Source organism: Streptomyces sp. SAI-127 (assembly GCF_029894425.1).
Lineage (GTDB): Bacteria > Actinomycetota > Actinomycetes > Streptomycetales > Streptomycetaceae > Streptomyces.
This window is the reverse complement of the sequence record NZ_JARXYJ010000001.1, coordinates 3,741,565-3,754,397: the sequence shown is the minus strand read 5'-3', so window position 1 is coordinate 3,754,397 and position 12,833 is coordinate 3,741,565. Positions and strand designations below refer to the sequence as shown.

Below are 12,833 nucleotides of genomic sequence, written 5' to 3'. Positions count from 1 at the left end.
CGGCTCGGGGGCGGGAGAAGCGTACGCTGTGTACGCGCCGCCAAGCTCAGGCTGTGCGGGGTGGGTATGTCAGGCGGAGGCCTGACGGGCCCGGTTGCGGGCGGCACGGCGCTTCATGGCGCGACGCTCGTCCTCGCTGAGACCACCCCAGACGCCGGAGTCCTGACCGGACTCGAGCGCCCACTGCAGACACTGATCCATAACGGGGCAGCGACGGCAGACGGCCTTGGCTTCCTCGATCTGCAGCAGCGCAGGACCGGTGTTGCCGATGGGGAAGAAGAGCTCGGGGTCTTCCTCGCGGCAAACGGCGTTGTGACGCCAGTCCATGGCTGCTACCTCTCCTTGGTATTACATGCAAGTTGCTTGTGAATGTGAACGCTTTCACGAATCCCCCAACAAGTGAAGGGCCGTCCGCCGAGTCTTCCCCGGCGTGGTCCTTGGATTGAAGAGGGGTTCCGGTGGTCTGTGGACGCTGGTGTTGCGGGCTGTCCCGACCGCCACGTAGAGACTCGCAAACCTCAGCGGCGGATACAACCCCTTCCGGAAAGTTTTTTTTGATTCCTCGGTGTCGACTAGGTCACAGCCGTACTTCCATGGGGTGGACCCTGGTCTAAACGTTCGAGTGAAAGGACTTTAGCCCCTTCTGCTCACACAATCACACGCAGTGCACGGCGTACGCCTGTGAACGTCACGCTCGTACGCAGTCCAAGGTGGTCGCCGTCCATCTGGAGGGGCAGGGGCACCTTCGAATGCAAGGTGAACTGGTCCAGGTCGTGCAGGGACACGGCGTGCTTGCCATGGGGGCCGCGTTCGGGGGACGAAGTGAGCAACTGAGTGCCATATCGGGTGATCGCGGTCGTCGTCATACGGCTGAGACCGAGTACGTCGAGGCCTTTATCGAACGAGGCCTTAGGTGACGCGTACATCGGGTGATTGCCGAGGAAGGTCCACGGAGAGGTGTTCGAGACTATGGAAAGGACCAGATCGGTCACCGGCTCCGCATCCGGACGCTCCACAGTGATCGTCCCGTGGCGGCGGTGCGCCTCGCCGAAGAACTGGCGCAGTGCCTGACGGACGTAGAGAGCGTGTGTGGATTTCCTGCCGCGCTCACGCTGCTGCTCGACCCGCCCGACCACACCGGCGTCGAATCCGAGCCCCGCGTTGAAGGTGAACCAGCGTCCCGGGACGGCCTCGTCCTCGGTGCCCGGCGTACCGGAGGCCAGCCCCAGGCCGACCGTACGCTCGCTGCCCTCGCGCAGGGCGTCCAGGAGGGCGCCGGTCGCCTCGACTGCGTCGTTGGGCAGGCCGAGGGCCCGGGCGAAGACGTTGGTGGAGCCGCCGGGGACCACGGCGAGGCCGGGGAGGTGCTCGGGGGCGGGGCCGGCGTGCAGGAGGCCGTTGACCACCTCGTTGACCGTGCCGTCGCCGCCCAGGGCCACGACCAGGTCGATGTCCTTGCTCTCCGCCGCCTGCCGGCCCAGGTCGCGCGCGTGGCCGCGGTACTCGGTGGTGACCGCTTCCAGTTTCATCTCGCTCGCGAGCGCGTGGATCAGGACATCGCGCGTACGTGCGCTTGTGGTGGTTGCCGCCGGATTGACCACGAGAAGTGCACGCATGGGTTGCAGCGTACCTACTGGGTGGTACCGGGCACAGGCCGAGGTAGGGATCACGTAAGACTTCGGCGCGTGAACCTTGCCACGGGGGCGTGAGGCAACCCGAGTGCGGCGGTGTGCGTTGCCCGCTCCTCACCCGTGAGGCTTCGAGGCCGAGGGCTACTCTTCAGGGGTGAGCAGCGAGCAGACCCCCGCAACCCCCGAGACCGCCGGTCCGCGCCCGCGGCGCCTGACGTACGCCGCCGCCCTGGCCGCGCTGGAAGGGCTCGCGCTCGTCGCGGGAGGGGCCTGGATGCTCGTGGAGGGCCTCGCCGGTGACCCGGACGACCGGCAGTCGGCCGTCACCGGGGGCGTCACGCTGATCGTCCTCGCACTGCTGCCACTCCTCGCCGCGCGCGGACTGCTGGCTCGGCGCAGTTGGAGCCGGGGGCCGGCCGTCATCACCCAGATCATGGCCCTGCCCGTCGCCTACAACCTCCTCCAGGCCGACAGCGTGGCGATCCCGGCGGGCATCGCCCTCGCGGTCGTCGTGGTGGCCGCGCTGATCCTCCTGATCAACCCGGCGACGACCCAGGCCCTCGGCATCAGGGGCCCGGGACGCGCACAGGACGGCAAGCAGTAGCGGTAGGGGAGTGGGCGGGGTGCGCCGCCCGGCGGGAGAGCCCCGGCCGGCGGCTCAGATGGCCGGCAGTGCTGCGGGCCGAGGTGGCGGGAAGCGGCCGTAGGGCGCTCATGGCGGCTGGATGGTCGGGGCGAGTCGTTGCAGCCGCTCCCCAGTACGGGCGCGGCGGTGTGCGCCGCCTGGTGGGAGAGCCGCGGCCGGCGGCTCGGATGGCCGGCAGTGCTGCGGGCCGAGGTGGCGGGAAGCGACCGTAGGGCACACGGCGGCTGCCTGGTCGGGACGAGCGTTGCAGCCGCTCCCGAATACGGGCCTCGGACCGATCCGTGGCCGAGGTGGCGGGCGGTCGTCGTGGAACCCGAGTGCCGGCGGCATGCGCGGTGCCGGTGGGCGCCGAGCCGTCGGTCCCGTGCGCGGATGCCGACCGGGGGCGGCGGTGGCGCCAAGGGTGCGGGCGAGACCGGTGCCAGTGGGCGCCGCAGCTGTCCGGTGCACGGCTGCCGGCCGGGGCGGCGGTGGAACCTGGGGGGTGGCGAGATGTGAGCCGTCGAACCTGGCCCCAGAGCGCCGGTGGGGGTCGTAGGGGCGGATGCGGTTGACGGCCTCCGCTCTGCTCCCCGGCCCGAGGCCGGCGCCCGTCGGCGAGCGGTGGCGTCGGGCCCGAAGTGGATGTCGTCGGCCCTCGGGCCTACTCCTCCACCAGCAGCTTCTCCCGGAGCTGGGCCAGGGTGCGGGCCAGCAGCCGGGAGACGTGCATCTGGGAGATGCCGACCTCCTGGGCGATCTGCGACTGGGTCATGTTGCCGAAGAAGCGGAGGAGGAGGATTCGCTTCTCGCGCGGAGGGAGATCCTCCAGCAGCGGCTTGAGTGACTCCCGGTACTCGACGCCCTCCAGCGCCTCGTCCTCCGCGCCGAGGGTGTCCGCCACTGCCGGGGACTCGTCGTCCGTGTCGGGGACGTCGAGGGACAGGGTGGAGTACGCGTTGGCGGACTCCAGGCCCTCCAGTACCTCTTCCTCCGAGATGGCCAGCTTCTCGGCCAGCTCATGGACCGTGGGGGAGCGGCCGTGCTGTTGGGAGAGTTCCGCCGTGGCCGTCGTGAGAGCCAGGCGCAGTTCCTGCAGGCGCCGCGGTACCCGCACCGCCCAGCCCTTGTCGCGGAAGTGGCGCTTGATCTCACCCACGACCGTGGGAGTCGCGTAGGTCGAGAACTCCACCCCGCGGTCCGGGTCGAAACGGTCGACCGACTTGATCAGTCCGATGGTGGCGACCTGGGTGAGGTCGTCCAGCGGCTCGCCGCGGTTGCGGAAGCGGCGCGCGAGGTGCTCGACGAGCGGCAGGTGCATCCGGACCAGCTTGTTGCGCAGCTCCGCGTACTCCGGGCTGCCGTCCTTCAGCGCGCGCAGCTCGACGAACAGGGCGCGTGCCCCGCTGCGGTCCTGGGGGTCGTGCCGCGGCACCGGCGTGTTGTTCGCGCCCGCCACGCCGTCCTCTGCGTTTCGCTCGTGCTCGCTCATCGTCCCGCCCGTCGCCCTTCCACGAGCCCTCGCCTCCGTCCGCACCGGGAAGACCCCGGCCCGCCCTGCCGGAGGCGCACCCTGCACGGCACCTTTCCGATCACGCTGCCCGTCGTCCAGGAGGCCGGTCGCCGTGGTGTCTACGGCGTCCTCCTCCGGGTGCGGCCGGGCCTGCTCGGGGATGCCGTCGATGCCGTCCGCCATGCGTCGGGAACCGCCGGGGCCGTCGTCGCCCAGGCTGTCGGCGCCGCTCGGGCAAGGAGGGCGGTGTCCGCCCTCGGCCTGCAGCTCCCGTGTGCCGCGCTCTTCGTCCCGCACCGGCCCGTCCCCGTTCCTCACGCCGGCCCGGGGCCCGCGCCGCGCTGTTTGTAGAGACTGATCGAAACGGTCTTGTCCTCGTCCACGGCCGACGAGACCTTGCCCGCGAGGGCCGAGAGGACGGTCCAGGCGAAGGTGTCCCGCGAGGGTGCGTGACCGTCCGTGGTCGGGGCCGAGACGGTGACCTCCAGCGAGTCGTCGACGAGTCGGAAGACACAGCTGAGCACCGAGCCGGGCACGGCCTGCTGGAGCAGGATCGCGCAGGCCTCGTCCACCGCGATGCGCAGGTCCTCGATCTCGTCGAGGGTGAAGTCCAAACGGGCTGCGAGGCCGGCCGTGGCCGTCCGCAGCACCGACAGGTAGGCACCCGCGGCCGGCAGCCGGACTTCCACGAAGTCCTGGGTCGCGGGCTCGCCTGCGATCTGGGACACCCTCACCTCCAAGGTGGTACAAGCTTTACGGGGGCCGAGGGTCGCCCCCCGGAGTAACGCGAAGTGTGGTTCAGCGGTGACGCTACCGCGCTCTCGACTTTCCTGTCCCCGGGACCCCAACCCCTTGCCGTCACTCACAGTAAAACTGTGAACACGCTCCGTGTCTAGGGGTTTGCGGCTCCAATTGGGAAGAACGCGCGCCGGGTTGACGTACCCAGACGTCAGACGGTCGAACCGTCCTGGAACCCGACGGTCCAGGGTCACACAAGGACATGGTCCACGAAGCACCAACGCCAGTTCTCGCCCGGTTCGTGGGTCCGCATGATCGGGTGGTCGGAGTCCTTGTGGTGCTTCGTCGCGTGTTGTCCCGGCGAGGAGTCGCAGCAGCCGACGTGACCGCAGGACAGGCACAGGCGCAGTTGTACCGGGTGGGTACCGTCCCTCAGGCACTCCGGACACGTGTCGGCCAGCGGCTCGGGTTCCGGGTGCGGCAGCGCCTCGGCGTGCGTGCACTGTTTCATGATTGCCAGGTTACGACGGCCGCGCGGGCGGCCGCGCACAAAAACTACGAGGGGCGGGCGCACGACGATGAGCGAGGGCGGGCGAGGGCCATGGACGTGATGCCACTGCTGTTGCTGGTGGCGGGAAGTGCGGCGATCGCCGCGGCCGCCCGACGCACCCCGATTCCGGCGCCACTGCTGCTGGTCGCGGCCGGCCTGGTGATCTCGTACGTCCCCGGGGTCCCGGAGTACACGCTCGACCCTGACGTGGTCCTGCCCATCATCCTGCCGCCACTGCTGCACTCCGCGGCCACCGACAGCTCCTATCTCGACCTCAGGGCGCAAATGCGGCCCGTGGCGCTGCTGTCGGTGGGATACGTACTCTTCGCGACCTTGGTCGTCGGCTGGGCGGCATACCAGATCGTGCCGGGGCTCTCGCTGACCGGGGCTCTCGTACTGGGGGCCGTGGTGGCGCCGCCGGACGCGGTCGCGGCGACGGCGGTGGCACGCCGGGTGGGCCTGCCGTCCCGGATCACGACCATCCTCCAGGGCGAGTCCCTGGTGAACGACGCCACCGCGATCACCGCCTACCGGGTCGCGCTCGCGGCCGCGGTGGGCGAGGGCGCCACCTGGGCGGGCGGCATCGGCGAGTTCCTGCTCGCGGCGGTCGGCGGCGTCGTGGTCGGCCTGGTGCTGATGGTGCCGATCCACTGGTTGCGCACGCACCTCAAGGAGCCGCTGCTGCAGAACACGCTCTCCCTGCTGATCCCGTTCGTCGCCTACGCGGCGGCCGAGCAGTTCCACGCGTCCGGGGTGCTCGCGGTGGTCGTGGTGGCGCTCTTCCTCGGACACCGCGCGTGGGAGGTCGACTTCGCGACGCGCCTCCAGGAGGACGCCGTATGGAAAATGGTTGCCTTCGTCCTGGAATCCTCGGTGTTCGCCCTCATCGGTCTGCAGCTGCCCGTCGTTCTGAAGGGCCTCGGGCAGTACGAGGGTGGACGCGCCGCCGGGTACGCGGTCGCCGTCTTCCTCGTGGTCGTCGTGTCGAGGTTCGTCTGGGTCTATCCGGCGACCTTCCTGCCGCGCATGCTGTCCGCGCGGATCCGCGCGCGTGAGGACAACCCCACCTGGAAGGGGCCGTTCGTCATCGCCTGGGCCGGGATGCGGGGCGTGGTCTCGCTGGCGATCGCCTTCTCGATCCCGGAGCACCTGCACGACGGAGAACCGTTCGCGGGCCGCAACCTGATCCTCTTCCTCACCTTCACCACGGTCATCGGCACCCTCGTCGTCCAGGGCGTCACCCTGCCGCCGCTGATCCGCATGCTCAAGCTCCCCGGCCGCGACCAGCAGGCCGAGACCCTGGCCGAGGCCAACGCCCAGGCGCAGGCCTCCAGGGCCGCCGAACGCCGCCTGGACGAACTCCTCTCCGACGAGCGCAACGCCCTCCCACCGCCCCTCGCCGACCGCCTGCGCATGGTCCTGGACCGCCGCCGCAACGCCGTCTGGGAACGCCTCGGCCAGTCCAACCCCCTCACCGGCGAGACCGTCGACGACACCTACCGCCGGCTGTCCGGGGAGATGATCGGTGCCGAGCGCGCGGTGTTCGTGAGGCTGCGGGACCTGCGTTACATCGACGACGAGATGCTGCGGACACTGCTGCGCAGGCTGGACCTGGAGGAGGCGGCGGCGTACCGGGAGGCGGAGTGAGACGGCGGTCCACGGCCACCAGGCGAGGACGTCCTCCCTGGGCCTGGCCACTGTCGGCGGAGTCACCGGGCCGGCGAGGGCGGGGTTGGCCATGACCGGGCCGTAGGCGTCTCCCCCGGTCGCGAGGGCCGCGCCGCCGTCCGCCTGGACGTCCGAAAACGGCGGTCACCGGCCCGTCGGCCCTCCGTCAGGTCTCCTGGGGTGTTCCCGTGACGACCGCCACGACCGTCGAGCCGCGTGGGAAGGCGCCTTCGTCGGTCAGGACGACAAGTCCGTACAGCAACTTGGCGACATAGAGACGCTCCACGGGCAGGCCGTGGCGGTTCTCGAAGTCCTCGGCGAAGGCTTCGAGTTCGGGAGTCGTGCGGGCGTAACCGCCGAAGTGGAAGCGGTCGTCGAGCTGCCAGTCGCCGCGCGGACCGCCGAAGGCCTGATGCTGGAGGGCTCTTATGTCGGCTGTCAGGAAGCCACCTCTGAGGACCGGTACGCCCAGGGCGCGCTGATCCGGGGAGATGCCCGCGGCCAGGCCCGCGAGGGTGCCGCCCGTACCGCAGGCGATCGCGACGACGTCGGCCCGCCCCGACAGTTCCTCGCCGAGCGCGCGGCACCCCCGTACGGCGAGGGTGTTGCTGCCGCCCTCAGGGACGACGTACGCGTCCTCTGCGTCCGCCGCGCGCAGCACGCGCGCGAGGATGTCCGGTTCGGTCTTGCGGCGGTACGTCGGCCGGTCGACGAAGTGCAGTCGCATGCCGCCGGCCGCGCACCGGGCAAGGGAGGTGTTGAGGGGGCGGTTCGCGAGTTCCTCACCGCGGACCACGCCGATCGTGGGAATGCCGAGGAGGCGGCCCGCGGCCGCAGTGGCGCGCAGGTGGTTGGAGTACGCGCCGCCGAAGGTGAGGATCGGACGGCCGGCCGCGGCCGTGAGGTTCGGCGCGAGCTTGCGCCACTTGTTGCCGACGAGGTCCGGGTGGATCAGGTCGTCGCGCTTGAGGAAGAGCCGGACGCCCCGGCGGGTGAAGCGCTCGTCCTCGACCTCCTGCAGCGGCGACGGGAGCCGAGGACGCAGGGTGGTGAGGTCGGGGACGCCGGGGCTGGACACCGCTCCATTGTCACGTGAGGCGGTCCTGGATGCGCGCCCGCATCGAGGCCATCGTGAACCCCCGCGGGTCCACCTTCCCCGGCTGCCACTCCAGGTGGCCGATGACCGACCGTTCCGTCCAGCCGTGATGGCGGCACACCGCGGCCGAGACCCGCTCGATCGCCGTCAGCTGGGCCGCCGGCCAAGGATCCTCGCCATCGCCGAGGTTCTCGCACTCGAAGCCGTAGAAGTGGCGGTTGCCGTCGGTGTTGGCCTCGTTGTCGAGGGGGAGCGCCCTCTCCGCGATCACCGCGCGCAGGACGTCGTCGTCGCCCAGACCGGCGTGGTTGGCGCGGCCGTAGCCGACGAGATGGACGGTGCCGTCCTTGGTGATGACTCCGTGGCAGAGCGGGCCGGGCAGGCCCGTGTAGCCCTTGCGGCACAGCTCCACCGTCGCCGCGCTGCCCCTCGTCACCGTGTGATGGATCATCACGCCGTGCACCGGACCCCAGGCGCCGACGTGGTTGCGGTTGTGGTGCTCCCAGTCGCCGACCTCGACGACGGTGGCACCCTCGGCCCGCAGGACGGCCAGGAATCTGCCCGCGGACATGGGTGAGGCCATGGCCCCCTCCTTCGCACTGCGCACCGGCCGCCGACCGCGGCCGGCTCGTACCGGTGCTTGTACCGAAAACGGCGGACTCCGACTCCTGGTTCGTACAGCGTGCGAGCTGATTCGGACAGGCAAATTCCGTTAACGGAACCGGACTTGACCAGTCGTCAGTAGACATGAGCCGCGCATATGCCCAGTCTCGCGATGATCCATTCCCGCTCTTTCGTGTAATAGCACCGGCACGTTCCGTAAGGAAGGCTTGTCCATGCACACGATGCCCGGGAGCAGATCGCGTCCGGGCATGTACCGGGAGGGCAATTCCTTATGTCGGTAGGCGAAGAGGTCCGCACCGAGCAGGACCGGCCGCAGCAGAGCCTCGGCACGGCGGCCGCGCGGAACCTGGCCACCACCACCAAGTCCGCACCACAGATGCAGGAGATCAGCTCCCGCTGGCTGCTGCGCATGCTGCCCTGGGTGAACGTCCAGGGCGGCACGTACCGGGTGAACCGACGACTGAGCTACGCCGTGGGCGACGGCCGGGTGACGTTCGTGAAGACCGGAGACCGGGTCGAGGTGATCCCCGCCGAGCTGCGCGAGCTGCCGGCGCTGAGGTCGTACGAGGACGACGACGTGCTCTCCGAGCTCGCCCGACGCTGCCAGCAGCGGGAGTTCACCCCGGGCTCGGTGATCGCCTCGTTCGGTGCCCAGGCCGACGAGGTGTACCTGCTGGCGCACGGCAGGGTGGAGAAGGTCGGCACCGGCCCCTACGGCGACGACGCGGTCCTCGGAGTCCTCGCCGACGGCGCCTACTTCGGCGACCAGGCGCTCCTCGACCCGGACGCCATCTGGGAGTACACCGCCCGCGCGGCCACCGCATGTACGGTCCTCGTGCTGCCCCGCCAGGACGTCGAGCAGGTGGCGGAGCGTTCCGACGCCCTGCGCGAGCACCTCCAGGAACAGCGCGCGATCCCCTCGCAGCGCACCAACAAGTACGGCGAGAAAGAGATCGACCTCGCGGCGGGTCACGACGGCGAACCCGACATCCCGCACACCTTCGTCGACTACGACGCCAGCCCGCGTGAGTACGAGCTGAGCATCGCCCAGACCGTCCTGCGCATCCACACGCGCGTGGCCGACCTCTACAACCAGCCGATGAACCAGACGGAACAGCAGATCCGGCTGACCGTCGAGGCACTCAAGGAGCGCCAGGAGCACGAACTCGTCAACAACCGCGAGTTCGGGCTGCTGAACAACTGCGAGTACGACCAGCGGCTCCAGCCGCACGACGGCGTGCCCAGCCCCGACGACCTCGACGAGCTGCTCAGCCGCCGCCGGGGCACCAAGCTGCTGCTCGCCCACCCGCGCGCGATCTCCGCGATCGGCCGGGAGCTCAACAAGCGCGGACTGGTCCCCGAGACCGTCGACATGGGGGGCAATCGCATCCCCACCTGGCGCGGGGTGCCGATCTACCCGTGCAACAAGATCCCGGTCACCCCGGAGCGGACGACGTCGATCATCGCCATGCGTACCGGTGAGGCCGACCAGGGGGTCATCGGCCTCCAGCAGGCCGGTATCCCGGACGAGATCGAGCCGAGTCTGTCGGTGCGGTTCATGGGCATCAACGAGCAGTCGATCATCAAGTACCTCGTGACGGCGTACTACTCGGCGGCCGTGCTGGTGCCGGACGCGCTCGGAGTCCTGGAGAACGTCGAGATCGGCCGCTGGAGGTGACGTTTCTGCACCTGGGAGGCGTGTCCCCGCCCACCGGGGCGGGCACATCCCGGTCGGACACCGGGGTGGAGACGCCCCGTTGGAACGCGCCCACCCACAGCGGAAGTGCCACCGTCCGCGGACTGACCGAGGGGGGTTCCATGGCCGAGTTCACGACGGGGACGCAGGCGTGGGCGACAGAAAGGGCGGAGGTGCGGGTGCCGGCGGCCGGGGTGACGGAGGTGCCGGCCACCGGACGGACCGGGGAGCGGGCACAGGCCGGCGAGATAGCCCCGCTCGACGAGCTCGAGACACGTTTGCGCCAGGAGGCCGAGGTGCGTTCGCTTCACCGGTCTGAGGCGCGGGCTGAGATGCCTTCGCTTCGCGGGTCCGAGGCGCGTCCGATCCTCGGGTCTGAGGCGCGGGCCGAGGCGCGTTCGCTGCATGGGGCCGACGTGCGGGCCGAGGCGCGTTCGCTCCCCGGGTCTGAGGCGCGGGCCGAGACGCGTCCGCTGCATGGGGCCGACGTGCGGGCTGACATGCCTTCGCTTCAGGGACCCGAGGCGCGTCCGCTCCATGGGTCCGAGGTGCGGGCCGAGACGCCTTCGCTGCACGAGCCTGCCCCACGGGCCGAGACGCCCCCGCTTCACTGTCCTGCCCCGCGGGCCGAGACGCCTCCGCTCGACGGTCATGAGGCGGGGGTGATCCTGGAGCGGGTCCGGGCTTCGGTCGATCCCGAGCTGCGCTCCGCCCTGGAGTCGCTGCCCGGTTCGCTGAGGAGGGTCGCGCTCTACCACTTCGGATGGGAGCACGCCGACGGCACACCGGCGGCGGGCAACGCGGGCAAGGCGATACGGCCCGCACTCGTTCTCACCGCGGCCACCGCCCTTGGAGGTGACCGGGCGAGGGCGGCGGCCGTCCGGGCGGCCGTGGCGGTGGAGCTGGTCCACAACTTCACGTTGCTGCACGACGACGTGATGGACCGCGACACCACCCGCAGACACCGGCCCACCGCGTGGACGGTGTTCGGCGACGCGGACGCGATCCTCGCCGGCGACGCCCTCCAGGCGCTGGCGCTCCGGCTGCTGGCCGAGGACCCGCACCCCGCGGCGGGAGCGGCCGCGGCCCGGCTCGCGGACTGTGTCGTCGAGCTGTGCGAGGGCCAGCACGATGACACCGCCATGGAGGCACTCGACCCCGGCGAGGTCACACTCGACCAGGTGCTGGTCATGGCCGAGGCCAAGACGGGGGCACTGCTCGGGTGTGCCTGTGCCATCGGGGCGCTGTACGCGGGAGCGTCCGGCGAGGAGGTCGGGGCGATGGACGCGTTCGGCCGGGAGGCCGGGCTCGCCTTCCAGCTCATCGACGACGTGATCGGCATATGGGGCGACCCGAGCCGCACCGGCAAACCGGCCGGTGCGGACCTCGCCGCCCGGAAGAAGTCCCTCCCGGTGGTCGCCGCGCTCACCTCCGGCACGGCGGCGGCCGCAGAGCTGGCAGCGCTGTACACGGCGCCGTACGACGAAGGGGATCTGGCGCGTACGGCCCTCGCTGTCGAGGATGCCGGCGGACGCGACTGGGCGCAGGTGCAGGCCGCCGACCGGATGGCCCGGGCGATGGGGCAGCTGGCCCGTGCGGTGCCCGATCCGGAAGCGGCGGGTGGGCTGCTGTCCCTCGCGGAGTTCGTGACGCGGCGCAGCGCCTGAGAACCCCGGAGCGCCCGGTACCGCGCGGTTCCTGACCCCGTGCGGCCCTCCGTGGGCTCCGGCCGACGGGTCCCGCACATCCCCACGGTGTGCGGGGCCCGTTTCAGCGCTCACCGGATAGTCTCAACATCCTTGTGGCCAAAGGTGGTTGAGACAAAGGGGTGGGGCATGGGCGTGGCGATACGGACAGCCGGCGCAGACGATCGCGAGCTGGTCGCGCGACTGCTGGACTCGGCCTTCCAGGACGATCCGGTCAGTGGGTGGATCTTTCCGGGGGAGGAGGAGCGCCGGACGACCCACCCCCGGCTGATGGCCGCGTTCGTCGACATTGTGCTCACGGAGGGGCGGGTCGATGTCACGGAGGACGGGGCGGCGTGCGCGTTGTGGCTGCCGGTGCCGGCGGAGAGCGCTGACGGGCATGACGACGAGGACGGGTTTGCCCAGTTGAGGGAGGCTCTCGATCCGGACAACGAGCGGATCGAGTTGATCGGGCGGCTCACCGCGGAGGTGCATCCGTCGGGACGGGCACACGAGTATCTGTGGATGATCGGGGTGGCTCCGGAGCGGCAGGGGGAGGGGCTCGGGACCGCGCTCATCGGGGCGGTTCTGGAGCGGTGCGACCGGGAGACGGTGCCCACCTATCTGGAGGCGAGCAGCGCGCGGAGTCGGTTGCTGTACGAGCGACTCGGCTTTGAGCTGGTGGAGCGGCCACTCGACCTGCCGAACGGGCCCCAGATGTGGCCCATGTGGCGCGAGCCGCGCGCTGCGCGATAGTTCCGGGACGGGTAGTTCTGTGGTTGCGGGCGGGTGGGCTGGTCGGGCCCGCGCGGTGGTGGCCGCGGATTAAATGCGGCCGCGCCCACTGACTCGCGCGGTAGTGCCGGGGCGGGTCGTCCTGATGGTGCGGCTGGGTGGGGGCTGGTCGGACCCGCGCGGTGGTGGCCGCGGATTTGATGCGGTCCCGTGCCCTTGGACTTGCGCGATGGTGCCGGACGGTCGTCCTGCGGGTGCCGCCGTCTGGGGGC

At 70.6% G+C, this 12,833-nt stretch carries 12 protein-coding genes; 5 read left to right on the top strand and 7 right to left on the bottom strand.

All coding sequences use genetic code 11. The features are described from left to right. Window positions 1-69: 69 nt before the first annotated feature. Both M2157_RS16985 and M2157_RS16980 read right to left on the bottom strand, forming a co-directional pair. The gene (locus M2157_RS16985; RefSeq protein ID WP_006142322.1) at window positions 70-327 is read right to left on the bottom strand and encodes a WhiB family transcriptional regulator; all 258 of its coding nucleotides are present in this window, start codon (window positions 325-327) and stop codon (window positions 70-72) included. Between the two features lie 320 nt (window positions 328-647). Beyond that, complete coding sequence (locus tag M2157_RS16980) at window positions 648-1,616, bottom strand: diacylglycerol kinase family protein (protein ID WP_057612191.1); 969 nt, start codon at window positions 1,614-1,616, stop codon at window positions 648-650. Between the two features lie 169 nt (window positions 1,617-1,785). Here M2157_RS16980 and M2157_RS16975 point away from each other — a divergent pair, with 169 nt between their 5' ends. Beyond that, the gene (locus M2157_RS16975) at window positions 1,786-2,235 is read left to right on the top strand and encodes a hypothetical protein (protein WP_280865650.1); all 450 of its coding nucleotides are present in this window, start codon (window positions 1,786-1,788) and stop codon (window positions 2,233-2,235) included. A 685-nt stretch (window positions 2,236-2,920) separates the two neighbouring features. Here M2157_RS16975 and M2157_RS16970 read toward each other — a convergent pair. The 3 genes from M2157_RS16970 to M2157_RS16960 form a co-directional block, all read right to left on the bottom strand. After that, entirely contained in the window at window positions 2,921-4,066 is a 1,146-nt protein-coding gene (locus M2157_RS16970; RefSeq protein WP_280865649.1) for an RNA polymerase sigma factor SigF, read from the bottom strand. A 17-nt stretch (window positions 4,067-4,083) separates the two neighbouring features. Next, window positions 4,084-4,497 (bottom strand): anti-sigma regulatory factor, encoded by a 414-nt coding sequence (locus M2157_RS16965; RefSeq protein ID WP_004925829.1) that lies wholly within the window; start codon window positions 4,495-4,497, stop codon window positions 4,084-4,086. 260 nt (window positions 4,498-4,757) lie between these two features. Then, window positions 4,758-5,018 (bottom strand): UBP-type zinc finger domain-containing protein, encoded by a 261-nt coding sequence (locus tag M2157_RS16960; protein ID WP_069765922.1) that lies wholly within the window; start codon window positions 5,016-5,018, stop codon window positions 4,758-4,760. A 90-nt stretch (window positions 5,019-5,108) separates the two neighbouring features. Between M2157_RS16960 and M2157_RS16955 the strand changes: the two genes are divergently transcribed. Then, window positions 5,109-6,704 (top strand): Na+/H+ antiporter, encoded by a 1,596-nt coding sequence (locus tag M2157_RS16955; RefSeq protein WP_280862624.1) that lies wholly within the window; start codon window positions 5,109-5,111, stop codon window positions 6,702-6,704. Window positions 6,705-6,891: 187 nt separating this feature from the next. Here M2157_RS16955 and M2157_RS16950 read toward each other — a convergent pair whose 3' ends face one another. Both M2157_RS16950 and M2157_RS16945 read right to left on the bottom strand, forming a co-directional pair. Further along, entirely contained in the window at window positions 6,892-7,803 is a 912-nt protein-coding gene (locus M2157_RS16950; RefSeq protein WP_280865648.1) for a pyridoxal-phosphate dependent enzyme, read from the bottom strand. A 10-nt stretch (window positions 7,804-7,813) separates the two neighbouring features. After that, the gene (locus M2157_RS16945) at window positions 7,814-8,404 is read right to left on the bottom strand and encodes an N-acetylmuramoyl-L-alanine amidase (RefSeq protein WP_280865647.1); all 591 of its coding nucleotides are present in this window, start codon (window positions 8,402-8,404) and stop codon (window positions 7,814-7,816) included. A 312-nt stretch (window positions 8,405-8,716) separates the two neighbouring features. Here M2157_RS16945 and M2157_RS16940 point away from each other — a divergent pair, with 312 nt between their 5' ends. From M2157_RS16940 to M2157_RS16930, 3 genes are all read left to right on the top strand, one after another. Further along, a complete protein-coding gene (locus M2157_RS16940; protein WP_280862621.1) occupies window positions 8,717-10,123 on the top strand; it encodes a family 2B encapsulin nanocompartment shell protein in 1,407 nt (468 codons plus the stop codon). Between the two features lie 518 nt (window positions 10,124-10,641). Beyond that, window positions 10,642-11,808: a family 2 encapsulin nanocompartment cargo protein polyprenyl transferase gene (locus tag M2157_RS16935; RefSeq protein ID WP_280862620.1), complete on the top strand. Its 1,167-nt coding sequence runs from the start codon at window positions 10,642-10,644 to the stop codon at window positions 11,806-11,808. 168 nt (window positions 11,809-11,976) lie between these two features. Next, window positions 11,977-12,582, top strand: a complete 606-nt coding sequence (locus M2157_RS16930; RefSeq protein ID WP_280862619.1) for a GNAT family N-acetyltransferase — start codon at window positions 11,977-11,979, stop codon at window positions 12,580-12,582. Window positions 12,583-12,833 lie beyond the last annotated feature (251 nt).

Excerpts from the sequence above, each read along its gene's own strand:
- M2157_RS16930 (WP_280862619.1), top strand. The coding sequence starts at position 11,977 with ATGGGCGTGGCGATACGGACAGCCGGCGCAGACGATCGCGAGCTGGTC.
- M2157_RS16945 (WP_280865647.1), bottom strand. The coding sequence starts at position 8,404 with ATGGCCTCACCCATGTCCGCGGGCAGATTCCTGGCCGTCCTGCGGGCC.
- M2157_RS16985 (WP_006142322.1), bottom strand. The coding sequence starts at position 327 with ATGGACTGGCGTCACAACGCCGTTTGCCGCGAGGAAGACCCCGAGCTC.
- M2157_RS16960 (WP_069765922.1), bottom strand. The coding sequence starts at position 5,018 with ATGAAACAGTGCACGCACGCCGAGGCGCTGCCGCACCCGGAACCCGAG.
- M2157_RS16980 (WP_057612191.1), bottom strand. The coding sequence starts at position 1,616 with ATGCGTGCACTTCTCGTGGTCAATCCGGCGGCAACCACCACAAGCGCA.
- M2157_RS16955 (WP_280862624.1), top strand. The coding sequence starts at position 5,109 with ATGGACGTGATGCCACTGCTGTTGCTGGTGGCGGGAAGTGCGGCGATC.
- M2157_RS16935 (WP_280862620.1), top strand. The coding sequence starts at position 10,642 with ATGCCTTCGCTTCAGGGACCCGAGGCGCGTCCGCTCCATGGGTCCGAG.
- M2157_RS16940 (WP_280862621.1), top strand. The coding sequence starts at position 8,717 with ATGTCGGTAGGCGAAGAGGTCCGCACCGAGCAGGACCGGCCGCAGCAG.